Here is a 15,905-nt window from a genome sequence, read left to right on the forward strand (position 1 = left end):
ACTTAACCGTCATACCGCCGCGGTATCTCTAGATCCCGCTAACAAGCAGCGGGATGACGGTTGTCAGGGCCAGCGCCTCTATGATGTCATCCCAGTGCCCAGACTACTTGGATCCAGGAAAAAGAATGATGTCATGTAAGTAGCCTCCTTCTTCTGTCATCCAAGTAGCCTCTTTCTCGTCATCCCAGTGCCCTGACTACTTGGATCCAGAAAACTTAACTTTAAATAAGTGGCTGCATAATCAAGACTAGATTCCAGACTGGGATGACACCCTACTTAACCGTCATACCGCGATTCATTCGCGGTATCTCAGCCGCTAACAAGAGATCCCGCTAACAAGTAGCGGGATGACGAATTACTATCTACACCGTCATACCGCCGCGGTATCTCTTAGCCGCTAACACGTAGCGGGATGACGAGCTTATCATCATGCCGCCGCGAACCGTCATACCGCGATTCATTCGCGGTATCTCTAGATCCCGCTAACAAGCAGCGGGATGACGGTTGTCGTTTAGCCATAAATATTTAAGAAATTTACCAAACGAAAAAAAAGGCAAAAGAAGCCCTAGTCATTGTCTACTTTCAGTATTGGCGTTTTTTAAGTCTTAAACACTGCAATTTAGCTGCTTTTAAGTGCAGCTCACCTTAGTTCAAATGTTTAAGAAATTTACTAAGCAGAAAAAAAGGCAAAAGAAACCCCGTGTTAGCTAGTTGTCACTCTCTAATCCTGCAAATTGGCGTACTATACTGTCTTAAACGACTTATAAGCGCGTTTCAGCTTGTGTAGGTAAAAACCTAGAAATATTGTGAAGACATAAGGTGCACATAGTGCAAAAAATTAAAAATAAGACGCCAACCACGTTGTTTTCTTGCTGTTTAATCTGCACAGATGAAGATAACTGAATACCTTCAGTTCCATGATAAGGGGGCTGGCGGAGTTTGTCAAGTAATTCCGTTCCTTATGGGTAAAAAAAGAGAAACTTTAAGTTGCAGCCGCACAATGTTTCTCTTTTCTGCTGTTGATGATTATTTCGCCTATTGTAACTGCCGCTAGAATAAAGCAGTAATATACCTGTGTTAATAAAGAAACAGGTGATACAAAGGCGATGCTACCTGCCAGCAATAGTTGAGAACCATAAGGTAAGATGCCTTGTGTAGCACAAGCAAAAACATCTAATAAGTATGCACTGCGGTATGGTACAATATCGTGTTTCTGTGCGAGTCTTTTTGCAATGCCACCACTTAGTAAAATAGCAATGGTATTATTGGCAACTAAGGTAGTAAACATAGACGCAATTCCTGCTATCAAAAATTCAGCTTTAGTTTTTGTGATATTGCTTTCATCGATGAGTTTATGCAACGCTTTTTGACCTTGTTTGTACATTATATGGCTCAACCCACCGATAAATAGAGCAAATATTACTATTTCGTTTACTTTTTTGAAACCGTCGTACACGTCATGAGGAAATTGAACGATGGCATAATCAAAAAAAGCTATTCCTAGCACACCAGCAATAATTATGTTTACAGTTATTGTTACTAAAGTGGTGACTTCAAGCAGCCCCATGATTATTAAAGAAATATAAGGAATAATTTTTATTATAGAATAATAATCTAAATTTGATATAGAAATAATTTTTGTACTACTTGAAATCACTGCCAGATAGGTGAGTGTTATAATACCTGCAGTAAATGCAACCTTAGAGTTTATTTTAAGTTTATCTTTTGCTGAAGCTCCCTGTGAAGAAACAGATGCAATGGTGGTATCAGATATCATTGAGAGGTTGTCACCAAACACGGCACCACCTACTACAGTTGCAGTTCCTATTTCAAGGCCAAAAGCTCCACTTTTTGCCAGATTAACAGCTATAGGTACCATCAGCGCAACAACTCCCATAGATGTACCAATTGCAGTTGAAATAAAAGCAGAAGCCAAAAATACTCCAGGCAGCATTAATCTTGCTGGAAGGAAATTAAGAATTAAATTAGCAACAGTGTCTGCGCTACCAATTGATTGAGTAACCGCAGAAAATGCTCCAGAAAATAAAAAAATTAAACACATAGTAAGGGTATTTTTGTCACCCATGCCCTTGATAACAGTATCGATGTTATGCTGAATTTTATTTGTACCACGTGAGACAGCAAAAAATAGCGCTGGTAACAAGCAGATTACTGGTGAAACCTGATGAAGTGGATTATCAGTTCCGATAAAAGAAAAATAAGCACCACTTCCAAGGTACAAGATTAAAAAAATAATCAAAGGGACAAAAGCTGTCATTTTACTGTACCTCAAACTTATGACTATAACTAATTAAGTGGTTTTAAGCAAGTTTGGTTTTCACTAGTTTTGCAGGAAGTTGACAGCAGAGTTTTAAACTTCATATTTAATCTACTAAATAAATAGCACATGTAGCCGAAGGGTTTATATCTTGTGCTATACTTTATTTTATGTCATGCAAACAGTTGATATTAGCATACATCCAAATAAAGTAATGGAGAATATAAAAACCATATCAGTAAAAGACGATAACGTTAGGCTGGATAGGTACATCAGAAGAATCTTTCCTGATCTAAAGCAATCTGTAATTGAAAAATCTTTAAGGAAAGGGTTAATCAAAGTTGATGATTGCAAAGCAAAGTCTAGTGATAGAGTAAATTCTGGACAAACTATAACGCTGAAGCACTTGAATTATATTGAGAACGCTAATTCTGATCGCAAATATAATGAAAAGTTAGTGAATCTACTAAGAGAGAACATATTATATGAAGACGAATATATACTAGCTATAAACAAACCCGCAGGGGTCATCGTTCAAGGTGGCGTAAAAGTAAAGATTAGCATTAGTGATTTGCTTGACCAAATAAGAGAGGAAGAAACATTTAAAATTGTCCATAGGCTGGATAGAGATACGAGTGGAGTGATAATATTCGCACGCAATGCTAGTGTTGCCAGATACCTTATGGAGGAATTTAAAGGACGAAGGGTAAAAAAAACTTACTTGGCATTGACTTCTGGCATACCGAGCAAGGATAGTGGAACAATAGACTATCCATTGGTGAAAAAATATGTTTCAGGTCAAGAAAAAGTGGTCGTTGATGAAAATTCACCTCAGAATGCCACTACGCATTTTTCAATTATGGCAAGGTTAGAACATAATGTCGCTTATTTAAAATTACAACCAATTACCGGCAGGACCCATCAGTTACGTGCACATTTAGCTCATATAAATTGCCCTATTCTTGGTGACGGTAAATACGGTGGTAAAAAAGCTTTTATTAATGGGGTAGCAAATAAAATTCACCTTCATTCGCATTCTTTATCTTTAAAATTACCAAGCAATAAAGAAATCACTATTACTGCTCCTATCCCTAAGCACATTGAAAAGTCTATTGAAGTGCTATTTTTCGACTGAAACGATTTCACCAATCAACTTTTCTGTCTTTGGCTTTGATTTGAAGCACAGATATTAGGCTAATTAATGCGCAGGCAGTAAGATAAATACCTGCTGCAAGTTTTGTTTCGGTTTTTTCTATAAGCCACATGCATATGTATGGAGAAAGGCCACCAAAAATTCCTGCAGATATGTTATGTGCGAGGCTAAAGCCGGTGCACCTAACTTTCGTTGGAAATAACTCACAGGCAAGAGAATTATATATCCCAAAAGATGCACCTATCGGCACACTTATCAACAGAAAAGTGAGCGTTACAATATAGTGATTATCATACGATAATAGCGAAAGTACCGGCAAACCGGCGCAAGCTAGAGCTACTAATGTAGGAATCATTACATTTTTTCTTCCAACTTTATCAGACAGTATTGCAAATAGCACTGCGGACGTTCCAAATGTAATTTCAACCATAATCCTTACTACATTTTTTATATCAATACCTGAGAGAATAAGTTCTTTTACAGATATGTTGTAAAACATGATTGCTGAATAAACAATTGCATTTTGGGCAACGCCAAGCCCAATTGCTAGCACAAATGCCTTTTTATAGTCCCTGATTAATTCTAAAAATGGAGAATGAGATAAGCTTCTATTTTGATCATGAATTTTATATGCTAGGCTCTCTTCCATTATGTATCTTATTAAGAAGCCTATTATGCCCATAATAAAGCAGAAATAGAAGAGCAACCTCCAGCCCCAAATTTCATAATTTTCACCTGTAAATTTTTTGCAAATAGCTATCATTACAAAACATGTAATAGAACCAAGAGCACCACTAAAAGCTTTCATGCTACCTAAAAAGCCTAGATTTTTTTTATCGCTTGAATGCTCTATTAAAAAAGCTGAATTGATACTTGTTTCTCCACCTGCTGCCATTCCTTGTGTTATTCTACAAAGCAGAAGCAGTATAGGAGAAAATATTCCTATTTCTTTAAAGCTTGGTATAATCGCAATTGCAGTAGATGATATCGAAGCTAATATTACGGAAGTCAGCAAAACTTTCCTCCTACCGTACTTATCTCCAATGTAACCAAAAATAAATGCACCAAGTGGTCTAAATCCAAATCCAATTGCAAAACTGCCAAGAAATTTGATTGTGCTTAAATAATCACTTTCTGAAGGAAAAAAAACGTTACTTATTATATGCGTCAAAACTCCAAACAGAGTTACTTCATACCATATAATCATATTGCAGATTATGCTTGATAGTATTGCTTTTTGAATATCGTTCATGATTTTCGGTTTACCACACTCCGCTATAAAAATTTTTATTCAATAACCTTTAAGGATAATTCACGTAAATGTTTATTGTCCACTTCAGAAGGAGCACCCATTAGAACATCCTCTCCTTGCTGATTCATAGGAAAACAGATTACTTCACGAATGTTTGGCTCATCAGCAAGTAGCATAACCATTCTATCAACCCCTGGTGCTATTCCACCATGAGGGGGCACACCAAACCTGAATGCACGCACAAGTGCGCCAAATTTTGTATCAACTTCTTCTTTGCTGTAGCCTGCAATGGCAAAGGCCTTATACATGATATCCAGCTTGTTACTACGAATTGCTCCACTTGAAAGCTCTATTCCATTGCAAACAAGATCATATTGGTAAGCAAGGATATCCAGTGGATTTTTGTCCTCTAAATCTTTCAAGCCGCCATGTGGCATGGAGAATGGGTTATGAAAGAAATCGATTTTTTTACTTTTATCGTCATATACAAAATAGGGAAAATCAATGATCCAACAAAACTTGAAGATATTATCATCTATAAGACTGAGTTCTGACCCTAAAAGAGTGCGCACTTTCCCTGCAATTGTTGCTGCTTCATTTTCCTTATCAGAAGCAAAAAATACACTATCTCCAGGCTTTACATCCGTTATTTCTTTTATAGAATTTAGCCTGTTTTCATCAAGGAATTTAGCAATTGGCCCTTTTGCGATGCCGTCCTTATCAAATGTTATATACCCAAGCCCCTTAGCGCCGAATTCTTTTTGCGCATGTTCTATTTTTTTATCAAAGAAGCTGCGTGGTTCTTCTGCTGTTTTAGGAGCAGGGATGGCTCTGACTACCATACCACGATCAATATTACTTTTGAAAATATTGAACTCTGAATCACGGAAAATTTCTGTAACATCGCTGATTAATAATGGATTGCGCAGATCTGGCTTATCAGAACCATATTTGAGCATTGCTTCTTTATATGTAATACGTGGAAAATCTTTATCGACAGACTTACGAGAAAATTTAGCAAACACTTTATATAAGGTAGACTCAATAATCTGAAAGATGTCTTCTTGAGTCACAAAAGACATTTCAAGATCTAGTTGATAAAACTCCCCCGGAGAACGGTCAGCCCTTGCGTCTTCGTCACGGAAACACGGTGCAATTTGAAAATATTTATCAAACCCTGAAACCATGAGCAATTGCTTAAAAATCTGTGGAGCTTGCGGCAATGCATAAAATTTACCAAGATTTAGTCTGCTTGGCACCAAATAATCACGTGCACCTTCAGGGGACGAAGCAGTAAGTATTGGAGTCTGAATTTCCAAAAACCCTTGCTCTATCATGAGCTTGCGGAGTTCTGCAATAATTTGTGAGCGCAGAATAATATTGTTGCGGGTGTTTTCTCGCCTTAAATCAAGAAACCGATATTTAAATCTCATATTTTCTGGGTATTCTTGTTCGCCAGCAATGCTCGCTAATATACTTCTTTCTTCTTTTGCTATTTCTTCATCACAGTGGAACTCGACTTCCGATTCAACGTGCAAATTGCTAACTACAACCTCAATTTCTCCGGTTGCGATAGAGCTGTTTACCGTATCTTCAGTTCTAGCTTCAACTATTCCTGTAACAGTGATCACACTTTCTGATTTTAAATTTGAAATCTCATCAAAAAAATCTTTATCATTATTAAATACTAGTTGAGTGATTCCATAGAAGTCTCTTAAATCAACAAAAATTAAGTTACCGTGATCGCGCTTACGATATAACCATCCAGAGAGGGTAACTTCCTTTCCTACATCATTCTTCCTTAATTCTTCACACGTGTGAGTTTTATAGCAGTTCATATTTGTTTCACTTCTAAATTCTTTAAAAAGTATAGAAATAAACCTTACTACATACAAGCCCATTCTCAGATATTTGTCCAATTTACGAAATAGAGCAGTATTACTTTTATACTGTCTTTACCCGCAAAGAAATTGCACAATTTCTATAATTATGGTATAATAGTAAGGGTATTTTTAATGAATTAGATACAGGAAATGCCACTTACACAGATCATATTATATAGCGTAACATTACTTGCTGTAGCTGCAGTATTTCTCTTTTTGAGAAAAATATACAAAAATCGCATTAGAAAAATCATATTTCCTAGAAAAGTTTTTAAAGAAGAGTGGGAAGAAGACAGAAAATTCAACGAATTATATCAAAAAAATAAGCAAAAAGAGTTGATGAAACAACAGGAAATGCTACGCGAAAAGCAAAAAGATATACAGGTTTATAAAGAAGATCTAGAAATAGTTGACATAGCAAAACCGGTAGGTAAATGGACAAAGATGGTTATGATGGGTAATGGTTTAATGCAGCGTTTTGCACAATTGATACATAGAGAAGGCGGAAAGAAAGGATTTTGGGAGCTGTTTGTAAAAGCTCAGGCTTCAACTCAAGGTAAACATAAGGGGAAGGGCAGATAATTCATGCTCGAATGTGAAAATTTATCCTGCGCTCGTAATAACAAAGTATTATTTAAACATCTCAGTTTTAAAGCTGAGCCAAAATCAAAGATTCTAATCACTGGTCCAAATGGTAGTGGTAAAACCAGCTTAATTAGAAGTTTATCTGGACTTTTACCGCCGGTATCAGGCAATATAAGGTACTGCGGAAAAGACATATATGATGATCCAAAATCCTATATACCTTCTATGGTCTATATAGGCCATAAGAATGCCTGTAAAGATAGCTTAACTGTTGCCCAAAACATAGAATTCTGGGCAGGAATACGAAATACTAGGGAATTGATTGTGGCAGCTATTTGTTGCTTGCAGTTACAGCCTGTACTTAATATTAGATATGGCGAACTTTCTGCAGGCTGGAAAAGAAGAGTTGCGCTTGCTCGCCTCTTGATTTCTAATGCAAACGTTTGGCTGATAGATGAACCATTTTGTAATCTTGATAGTGCAACGTGTGAATTAGTGCTGAACCTAATCTCAATACGCTCTGAGCAAAATGGTATAGTAATTATTACAGGGCATAGCTCTACAGAGCAATTGTGTGATTTTACAACGATTGATATACGCGATTTCAATAGACTTCTTGCATAGTTTTTGGCAGCACGTTAACAACCGTTAGAAACGAAAAAACTTCCTTGACAAACTCCGCCAGCCCCCTTATCATGATAGTGAAGGTATTCAGTTATCTTCATCTGTGCAGATTAAACAGCAAGAAAACAACGTAGTTGGCGTCTTATTTTTAATTTTTTGCACTATGTGCACCTTATGTCTTCACAACATTTCTGGGTTTTTACCTATATAAGCTGAAACGCGCTTATAAGTCGTTTAAGACAGTATAGTACGCCAATTTGCAGGATTAGAGAGTGACAACTAGCTAACACGGTGTTTCTTTTGCCTTTTTTTCTGCTTAGTAAATTTCTTAAACATTTAAACTAAGGTGAGCTGCACTTAAAAGCAGCTAAATTGCAGTGTTTAAGACTTAAAAAACGCCAAATACTGAAAATAGACAATGACTAGGGCTTCTTTTGCCTTTTTTTTCGCTTGGTAAATTTCTTAACGTTTGTAGCTAAAAGAGCCCAAGAGAGGTGTCATCCCGCTGCTTGTTAGCGGGATCTATGTTAAGAGATACCGCGAATGAATCGCGGTATGACGTAGGAATGAATCGCGGTATGACGTAGGAATGAATCGCGGTATGACGTAGGACTGCTGTCATCCCAGTGCCCAGACACTGGGATCCAGTTTTCCATATAATCTCATCGAAAATGTTGTAACCACTTTCTATGCTAGTTTGCTTGCTTACAAGCAAACTTTTCTGGATCCCAGTGGGCTTTGTTGCATCGCTACTTATGAAAGGCTAACTATAGCTAGGATTATAAGCAACCTATTGAAAATCTTGTTTTTTTGCAATCAATCTGATCAAATTTAAGAATAGTAATTTATTATTTATATTAATAAACTTAATTCTATTGAAAATAGCTAAAGCATTGAAATTCTTGAATTTTAGCCGGATTAGTGAGTGGTAGTGAAATTTCTTTTACTCAAATTTAGGTATTCACTGACCGTTCTTGTTATAAATACCAGAATAATAAGCTACTGATATTCTCCATCTTTTTTATCTTTAATCCATCATAGCTAGCGATGCAACAAAGCCATCCCAGTGTCGGGGCACTGGGATGACACCATTCTTTTTCCTGGATCCAAGTAGTCAGGGCACTGGGATGACAAGAAGAGGGCACTGGGCCGTCATAAAGGAATCAGTTTCAGCTACTCGGATGACAAGAAGAAGGCTACTTAGATGACGGGAGAAGGAGCTACTTGAATGACATCGTTTACTATACAATGTTCGTACAGTTAGTTGCCACCTGGATAAAAAAAAAGAAGCCTACTTAGCTAACAAATTTATAAACATCAGTATACAACTCATCAACGCTTGGTTCTTTACTATTTTTGGCAAAATCTTCCGACTTTTTTACTAAATCACGTACTTCCTTATCAATTACTTTACATTCTTCTTCTGAAGCAATTTTATTATCTATCATGTATTTCTTTAAAGTGCCTATAGGGTCATGATTTTGCTTCATATCTTCAACTTCTTCTTTTAAGCGGTAAGTAGCAGGATCTGACATCGAATGGCCGCGATATCGATATGTCTTCATTTCAAGCAGGATAGGCCCTTTTCCGCTGCGTGTGTGTTCCGCTGCTTCGCTTGTAGCCGCATAAACAGAGAAAAAATCCATTCCATCAACTTGTTTTCCAGGAATACCAAAACTTTCTCCTTTTTTATATAGCTCAGTTACCAAAGTGGATCTTTCTACAGAAGTACCCATTGCATATCCGTTATTCTCTATAATATAAACTACAGGTAACTTCCATAAAGCTGCCATATTAAATGATTCATATGTTTGCCCTTGATTTACAGCACCGTCACCAAAATACGTGAATACCACGTTGTCTCTTTTCTTATATTTATTAGCAAATGCTATTCCTGTGCCAATTGGAACTTGTGCCCCCACTATTCCATGTCCACCGAAGAATTTTTTTTCAACGTCAAATACGTGCATCGAACCACCTTTACCTTTCGAGCATCCTGTTTCTTTGCCAGTGAGTTCTGCCATTACAACATTTGGATCAGAATTACATGCGAGCATTAAGCCATGGTCTCTATAACTTGTAATAAAAGCGTCACCTAATTTTGATGCAGCTTGAGTTCCAACTGCAACTGCTTCTTGCCCTATTGATAGGTGACAGAACCCGCCTATTAATCCCATTCCATATAATTGTCCTGCTTTTTCTTCAAATCTGCGTATGAGTAGCATTTTCCTGTAGAATCCAATTATCTGTTCTTTAGTGAAATTTTCTGCTTTCATATCGATTTCTTTTTCATTAAACTAAAATAATATCAGAAATTTTTAACATTTTGTAATAAATCTCAATGGATTACTACCGCTGGCTCGAAGCTTTTCACGTTATCTCCGCCATTATGTGGATGGCAGGTATGCTTTATTTACCCAGGCTTTATGTCTACCACGCAACTGTAAAACCGGGATCGGAAAATGATAGCTTGCTTCAAACAATGGAAAAGAGGCTACTTAGATATATCATAAACCCTGCAATGCTTTTCTCACTTGGTCTTGGAATCACATTAATGGTTATTAGGGAAGCATATCGTGAAGGATGGTTTCATGTAAAAGCATTTGCAATACTTTTGATGTTAATTATTCATATGCTACTTGCAAAATATAGGAAAAATTTTGCAATGGGTTCAAATGAAAAAAAACACGTTTATTTTCGTGTTTTAAATGAAGCAGTTACGGTATTGATAATAGTTATAGTTATTATGGTTGTTGTAAAACCTTTTTGACTGACCTTACCCAGAAAAAGCAGAAAGCTCAGCTACTCTTCTATTTTCATTTTTGACTTTTTTGAAAATAACATAAGCTAAAGTTACTGAGGTTTACCAATGATTTTTACAGGGATACTGGTGAAGTCGAGTTGCAATAGCTGTGTGCTTGACATTGGGATCCAATTTTATAAAAATCTATTGTGCTAGCAAGTTCACTAGCGTCACGCGCTGGTCTGTTGGACATTTAATGTGATTGTATGTAGGGTTTTGAAAAAGACATACCAAATATGAAAGGCCTATATATTAAAACTTACGGCTGTCAGATGAACGTTTATGACTCCGTTTTAATGGAAAATATAATTAAACCTTTGGGGTTCAACGTTGTTAGTGATGCAGAAAAAGCTGATTTGGTGATACTGAACACTTGTCACATTAGAGAGAAGGCAGCAGAAAAGCTTTATTCTGAGCTCGGGAAAATTCATTCGTCACGAAAAGAAATTACTATAGTGGTGGCTGGATGTGTAGCGCAAGCAGAGGGAGAAGAAGTATTCAGAAGGGCTCCTTTTGTTGATATTGTTGTTGGTCCGCAGAGTATCGCTACCTTACCGGAGCTGATAGTCAAAGCAAGCAGAAGTAAAGGTCATGTAATAAACACTGATTTTCCTGAAGTTGCAAAGTTTGATAAATTGCCAGATGAATGCTATGGCAATAGCCAGGGGTCCTCTGCGTTTCTTGCCATACAAGAAGGTTGTGATAAATTTTGTACGTTTTGTGTGGTGCCCTATACTCGTGGAGCTGAGTATTCACGGCCAGTGAATGAAATATTTCGTGAAGCATTGAAATTAGTTGCAAATGGGGCGAAGGAAATCAATTTGCTTGGTCAGAACGTCAATGCTTACCATGGGAAATGCGAAGGGGAAGTGTGGGATTTAGGCAAATTAGTTAGTCATATTGCTAAAATTGAAAAGCTAGAGAGGATTCGTTATACAACTTCTCATCCAAGAGATATGCATGAATCTCTCTACTTGGCGCATGCGGAAGAGCCAAAACTCATGCCATTTATTCACCTGCCTGTGCAGTCAGGTTCGAATAAAATATTGCACGCGATGAACAGAAAGCACACTGCAGAGGAGTATTTGGAAATAATAGACAGATTTCGCAAATTGAAACCTGAAATCGAATTTTCTTCTGATTTTATTGTTGGTTTTCCTGGAGAAACCGAAAAAGATTTTGAAGAAACTGTAAAATTAGTAGAAAAAATTAGATATGCTCAGGCTTATAGCTTTAAATATAGCCCAAGACCAGGTACACCAGGAGCAGAAAGAAAAGATCAAGTACCAGAAGAGGTTAAAACAGAACGCCTTCTTCGTTTACAGAAATTAATTAGTAAGCAACAACTTGAGTTTAACCAGAGTATGGTAGGCAAAACTATACCTGCTTTGTTCAGTGATAAAAAAGGCAAACACCAAAACCAAATTATTGGTAAAAGCCCATATATGCAATCAGTGTGCATTGATGATCCTGAAGGTAAATACAGGGACAAAATAGTAAACGTGAAAGTGTTGGAAGCTCGGCAGAATAGTTTGTTGGGGTGTGGTGCAGGATAGCTCTGTTGGACATCCGTCAGAGAATTATTTTGATTGAGAGAAAGTACCCCTATAGAACAAGATAGAAGTACTTCACGTAGTTTATTTCAAGTTTATCAACTATAGCTAAAGTAATTTAGGCTTACCGACAACCGTCATCCCGCTACTTGTTAGCGGGATCTAGAGATACCGTGACGATATGACGGTTAAGCTGAGATACCGCGAATGAATCGCGTTATGACGTGGGATTGTGTTAGCTATAGGGTGTGGGGTGCAGGAATAAGTTTGTTTCTTTTTGCATTTGTAATTTTCTAGAAAGCCCTATATTCTTTGGCTTTATCCGGTCAAAATGAACATGAAGTCAAAGCATTATCCTGATACAGTAAGTAGTCCTGATTTTTCGTCGTTAGAAAAAGAAATCATAAAATTTTGGCAGGAAAATAAAGTTTTTGAGCGGTCAGTTGGAGAACGTTCCAAGGATAATTGTTTTGTGTTTTATGATGGACCTCCGTTTGCAAATGGACTTCCACATTATGGACATTTACTCACTGGTTTCATCAAAGACGCATTTGCAAGATATCAAACTATGCTTCAAAAAAGGGTTGAACGTAGATTTGGTTGGGATTGCCATGGATTACCGGCTGAGATGGGTGCAGAAAAAGAACTTGGAATATCTGGTAGAACTGAGATAGAAAAATTCGGCATTGAAAAATTCAATAACCATTGTCGTACTTCTGTAATGAGATTTTCATCAGAGTGGGAAAAATATGTCAATAGGCAGGCAAGGTGGGTGGATTTTCATAATGACTATAAAACCATGGATAAATCATTCATGGAGTCGGTCATGTGGGCATTTAAACAGCTTTATGATAAGGGTCTAGTGTATGAATCAGTACGCGTTGTTCCATATAGCTGGGCGTGCGAAACTCCATTATCCAATTTTGAAACAAGGCTTGATAACGCGTATAGAGAAAAGACTAGCAAAGCTGTAACTGTTGCATTTGAGCTTTTAGAAAACCCACAGCAGTTTAAAAGTGTTAAACAAAAATGTAAATTACTTGCTTGGACTACAACTCCTTGGACTCTTCCTAGCAATCTGGCATTGGCGATAGGAAAGGACATCAAGTATTGTGCAGTGTCAGTCCACTCTTTGGTGTCATTCCAGCGCGTGACGCTGGAATCTATTTCTGGATCCCAGTGTCGAAGCACTGGGATGACAGAAGTTAATGAAAGGAGTTCAGTGAACAGTGAAATTTATATTTTCGCTGAAAGCTACCTAGAAAAATTTATCAGCCACTCTGAACAAAACAATATTCCATATGAAAACTGCAATATAAAACTTAAAGCGAATGATCTTGCAGGCCTTTCCTATAAGCCGCTGTTTGATTACTTTAAAGATACAAAGAATGCATTCCGTGTTTTTGTTGCTGATTATGTTACAGGAGAAGATGGTACTGGCGTTGTACACACTGCTCCTGGATTTGGTGAGGAAGATTTTTACCTTTGCCAAAGCCATGATATTTCAGTTATTTGTCCAATTGATAACAGTGGAAAATTTACTGCTGAAGTTTCAGATTTGGCAGGGGTTCATGTTTTTGATACCAATGATACAGTAATAAAAAAATTGAAAGAACAAGGAAACTGGTTCAAAACTGAACAATATATTCACAATTATCCACACTGCTGGAGAACTGACACTCCTTTGATCTATCGCACTATGCCTTCTTGGTATGTTGCCGTTACAAAATTCAAAAGCAGAATGGTAGAGCTAAATAAGAGAGTTAATTGGATACCAAACCACATTAGAGATGGTCAATTTGGAAAATGGCTTGAAGGGGCACACGACTGGTCAATTTCACGCAATCGATTCTGGGGTACTCCGATTCCTGTGTGGCAATCAGATGATACAAGATATCCAAGAGTGGATGTATATGGTTCGATAGAAGAACTAGAGCGAGATTTTAATGTTAAAGTAGATGATTTGCACAGACCATTTATCGATACTTTAACGAGGCCAAATCCTGATGATCCAACAGGAAAATCAGTTATGCGTCGTGTGCCTGACGTATTTGACTGCTGGTTTGAATCTGGCTCGATGCCATTCGCACAAGTCCACTATCCGTTTGAAAATAAGGAGTGGTTTGAAACTGCAGATTTTATCACTGAATACATAGCGCAAACCAGGGGGTGGTTTTATACGCTCTTTGTATTGTCCACTGCTTTGTTTGATAGGGAACCATTTAAGAACTGCATATGCCACGGTGTTGTTTTGGATGTAAAAGGGCAAAAATTGTCCAAGCGTTTGAATAACTATGCAGATCCAATGGAGGTTTTTGATAGATACGGTTCTGATGCACTGCGTTTTCTTATGCTTTCTGGATCTATTGTTTGTGGTGGTAATTTGCTACTCGATAAAAAAGGAAACTCAATACGAGATGTTCTGAAAAACGTAATAAAACCTATTTGGAACAGTTATCACTTTTTTACCATGTATGCAAATGCAGATGGAATTAAAGCTGAAGTTTGTAAGGATTATCAAAGTACTATTGATCGCTACATGATTTCCAAATGTTTTGAAGCTGTAGAAAGTATCCAAACTTCTATGAACAGCTATAACTCCCAAGAGGCTTGCAAAATTTTGATGAACTTTTTTGAAGTGCTAAATAATTGGTATATTCGTCGCAGTCGCGAGCGTTTTTGGAAAAGTGATTTGGATCAGGATAAAACTGATGCTTATAATGTTCTATATACGGTTTTTTATTACATACTAAGAGCTGCAGCCCCTTTGTTGCCACTTATAACAGAGAATATATGGCAAGGGCTTAAGTATGAAGAAACATCTGTTCATTTGGCCGATTTCCCACAATTAGAGAAGTTTGATAGTCAGCTCATTGCCAAAATGGATCTAGTGAGAGAGATATGTAACTCTGCACTCTCTATTAGAAACACTTTTAATATACGTATCAGACAGCCACTTGGCAGTATGATCATTTATCATCAGTCTTCCTGTAGTTTTCTTGAAGGTGAGCCGTTTTCTGTCATCCCAGTGCGTGACACTGGGATCCAGTGTGCTGAAAACTCAAATGAGTACCAAGAGATGATAAAAGATGAGGTAAATGTAAAAAAACTGAAGTTAGTAAACAGACTTGAAGATATTGCATCACTAGAGTTAAAACTCAACTTCCCTGTGCTTGGAAAAAGAATTCCGGAGAAGATTAAGACACTGGTTCAATATGTTAAACAAGGAAAGTGGAAACAAGTTGAATCCGGTGTCATCCGAGTAGCTGACACTGGGATCCAGACGCAGATTCCAGCGTCACGCGCTGGAATGACAGAAAGAGGTCTCATATTTTTGGGGGACGAGTCAGAAAATTATATCATAGAAAAAGGCGAATATGAACTATTATTAAAAGCAAACAGTGAATTCTCCTCTGTATTTGATAACAACAAAGGGGTTGTTATCCTAAACACTACTTTAAATGATGAATTGATTCTAGAAGGGCTTGCAAGAGATGTAGTGAGGCTCATTCAGGAAACTAGGAAACAAGCTGATTTTCATATGTCCGATAGAATCAGAGTAATAATCAAAACAGAAGATGAGAAAATTAAGGAAGCAATAAATACGTGGATTGAATATATAAAAGAGCAGACCCTTGCCTTATCTTTGGACATTAATACAGAAATTGGAACTAACTTTTATTCTAAGGAATATCAGGATTTAAATGTTAGCATTGAGCGTTAGATTTTTAATAAAGTTGCAAGATTGTCAGTATTTATGCTATACTTAAGGTA

General features: G+C 37.2%; 14 protein-coding genes. 7 read left to right on the forward strand and 7 right to left on the reverse strand.

The features are described 5' to 3' along the window. Positions 1 to 390 precede the first annotated feature (390 nt). Together OOK92_RS02735 and OOK92_RS02740 are read right to left on the reverse strand one after the other, a co-directional pair. Positions 391 to 519 (reverse strand): hypothetical protein, encoded by a 129-nt coding sequence (locus OOK92_RS02735; protein WP_264736160.1) that lies wholly within the window; start codon positions 517 to 519, stop codon positions 391 to 393. A gap of 463 nt (positions 520 to 982) precedes the next feature. Beyond that, a complete protein-coding gene (locus OOK92_RS02740; protein ID WP_264736161.1) occupies positions 983 to 2,278 on the reverse strand; it encodes a Na+/H+ antiporter NhaC family protein in 1,296 nt (431 codons plus the stop codon). Positions 2,279 to 2,453: 175 nt separating this feature from the next. Here OOK92_RS02740 and OOK92_RS02745 point away from each other — a divergent pair, with 175 nt between their 5' ends. Next, positions 2,454 to 3,413 (forward strand): RluA family pseudouridine synthase, encoded by a 960-nt coding sequence (locus OOK92_RS02745; protein ID WP_264736163.1) that lies wholly within the window; start codon positions 2,454 to 2,456, stop codon positions 3,411 to 3,413. Positions 3,414 to 3,420: 7 nt separating this feature from the next. Here the strand turns inward: OOK92_RS02745 and OOK92_RS02750 are convergent, their stop codons facing one another. Together OOK92_RS02750 and aspS are read right to left on the reverse strand one after the other, a co-directional pair. Continuing rightward, complete coding sequence (locus tag OOK92_RS02750) at positions 3,421 to 4,683, reverse strand: MFS transporter (RefSeq protein WP_264736164.1); 1,263 nt, start codon at positions 4,681 to 4,683, stop codon at positions 3,421 to 3,423. A 35-nt stretch (positions 4,684 to 4,718) separates the two neighbouring features. Continuing rightward, positions 4,719 to 6,521 carry an aspartate--tRNA ligase gene (gene aspS / locus OOK92_RS02755; protein ID WP_264736368.1) on the reverse strand — a complete coding sequence of 601 codons (1,803 nt, stop codon included), beginning with the start codon at positions 6,519 to 6,521 and terminating at the stop codon, positions 4,719 to 4,721. Positions 6,522 to 6,716: 195 nt separating this feature from the next. On the opposite strand from aspS, the gene OOK92_RS02760 reads away from it, so the two are divergent. Together OOK92_RS02760 and ccmA are read left to right on the forward strand one after the other, a co-directional pair. Further along, on the forward strand, positions 6,717 to 7,148 hold the full coding sequence (locus OOK92_RS02760; protein ID WP_253309472.1) for a hypothetical protein: 432 nt from the start codon (positions 6,717 to 6,719) through the stop codon (positions 7,146 to 7,148). A 3-nt stretch (positions 7,149 to 7,151) separates the two neighbouring features. Continuing rightward, positions 7,152 to 7,775 carry a heme ABC exporter ATP-binding protein CcmA gene (gene ccmA, locus OOK92_RS02765; RefSeq protein WP_264736165.1) on the forward strand — a complete coding sequence of 208 codons (624 nt, stop codon included), beginning with the start codon at positions 7,152 to 7,154 and terminating at the stop codon, positions 7,773 to 7,775. A gap of 475 nt (positions 7,776 to 8,250) precedes the next feature. Here ccmA and OOK92_RS02770 read toward each other — a convergent pair whose 3' ends face one another. Continuing rightward, positions 8,251 to 8,490, reverse strand: a complete 240-nt coding sequence (locus tag OOK92_RS02770) for a hypothetical protein (RefSeq protein ID WP_264736166.1) — start codon at positions 8,488 to 8,490, stop codon at positions 8,251 to 8,253. Between OOK92_RS02770 and OOK92_RS02775 the strand changes: the two genes are divergently transcribed. Beyond that, complete coding sequence (locus tag OOK92_RS02775) at positions 8,473 to 8,610, forward strand: hypothetical protein (RefSeq protein ID WP_264736168.1); 138 nt, start codon at positions 8,473 to 8,475, stop codon at positions 8,608 to 8,610. The genes OOK92_RS02770 and OOK92_RS02775 overlap by 18 nt on opposite strands. A gap of 142 nt (positions 8,611 to 8,752) precedes the next feature. On the opposite strand, the gene OOK92_RS02780 is transcribed toward OOK92_RS02775, so the two are convergent. Next, positions 8,753 to 8,920 carry a hypothetical protein gene (locus OOK92_RS02780; protein ID WP_264736169.1) on the reverse strand — a complete coding sequence of 56 codons (168 nt, stop codon included), beginning with the start codon at positions 8,918 to 8,920 and terminating at the stop codon, positions 8,753 to 8,755. Between the two features lie 150 nt (positions 8,921 to 9,070). Beyond that, on the reverse strand, positions 9,071 to 10,051 hold the full coding sequence (pdhA, locus tag OOK92_RS02785; protein WP_264736170.1) for a pyruvate dehydrogenase (acetyl-transferring) E1 component subunit alpha: 981 nt from the start codon (positions 10,049 to 10,051) through the stop codon (positions 9,071 to 9,073). Between the two features lie 65 nt (positions 10,052 to 10,116). Between pdhA and hemJ the strand changes: the two genes are divergently transcribed. The 3 genes from hemJ to ileS all read left to right on the forward strand — a co-directional run bounded on the left by hemJ (position 10,117) and on the right by ileS (position 15,855). Continuing rightward, on the forward strand, positions 10,117 to 10,545 hold the full coding sequence (gene hemJ, locus OOK92_RS02790) for a protoporphyrinogen oxidase HemJ (RefSeq protein WP_264736171.1): 429 nt from the start codon (positions 10,117 to 10,119) through the stop codon (positions 10,543 to 10,545). A gap of 269 nt (positions 10,546 to 10,814) precedes the next feature. Continuing rightward, positions 10,815 to 12,134 (forward strand): tRNA (N6-isopentenyl adenosine(37)-C2)-methylthiotransferase MiaB, encoded by a 1,320-nt coding sequence (gene miaB, locus OOK92_RS02795; RefSeq protein ID WP_264688421.1) that lies wholly within the window; start codon positions 10,815 to 10,817, stop codon positions 12,132 to 12,134. 334 nt (positions 12,135 to 12,468) lie between these two features. Then, entirely contained in the window at positions 12,469 to 15,855 is a 3,387-nt protein-coding gene (ileS, locus tag OOK92_RS02800) for an isoleucine--tRNA ligase (protein WP_264736369.1), read from the forward strand. Positions 15,856 to 15,905: the final 50 nt, after the last annotated feature.

Origin of the sequence: Wolbachia endosymbiont (group A) of Rhinocyllus conicus (genome assembly GCF_947250775.1) — a bacterium.
Classification (GTDB): domain Bacteria; phylum Pseudomonadota; class Alphaproteobacteria; order Rickettsiales; family Anaplasmataceae; genus Wolbachia.

Bases quoted from the DNA above. Each gene is read 5' to 3' on its own strand.
- OOK92_RS02735 (WP_264736160.1), bottom strand. From the start codon at position 519: ATGGCTAAACGACAACCGTCATCCCGCTGCTTGTTAGCGGGATCTAGA.
- OOK92_RS02740 (WP_264736161.1), bottom strand. From the start codon at position 2,278: ATGACAGCTTTTGTCCCTTTGATTATTTTTTTAATCTTGTACCTTGGA.
- OOK92_RS02745 (WP_264736163.1), top strand. From the start codon at position 2,454: ATGCAAACAGTTGATATTAGCATACATCCAAATAAAGTAATGGAGAAT.
- OOK92_RS02750 (WP_264736164.1), bottom strand. From the start codon at position 4,683: ATGAACGATATTCAAAAAGCAATACTATCAAGCATAATCTGCAATATG.
- aspS (WP_264736368.1), bottom strand. From the start codon at position 6,521: ATGAACTGCTATAAAACTCACACGTGTGAAGAATTAAGGAAGAATGAT.
- OOK92_RS02760 (WP_253309472.1), top strand. From the start codon at position 6,717: ATGCCACTTACACAGATCATATTATATAGCGTAACATTACTTGCTGTA.
- ccmA (WP_264736165.1), top strand. From the start codon at position 7,152: ATGCTCGAATGTGAAAATTTATCCTGCGCTCGTAATAACAAAGTATTA.
- pdhA (WP_264736170.1), bottom strand. From the start codon at position 10,051: ATGAAAGCAGAAAATTTCACTAAAGAACAGATAATTGGATTCTACAGG.
- hemJ (WP_264736171.1), top strand. From the start codon at position 10,117: ATGGATTACTACCGCTGGCTCGAAGCTTTTCACGTTATCTCCGCCATT.
- miaB (WP_264688421.1), top strand. From the start codon at position 10,815: ATGAAAGGCCTATATATTAAAACTTACGGCTGTCAGATGAACGTTTAT.
- ileS (WP_264736369.1), top strand. From the start codon at position 12,469: ATGAAGTCAAAGCATTATCCTGATACAGTAAGTAGTCCTGATTTTTCG.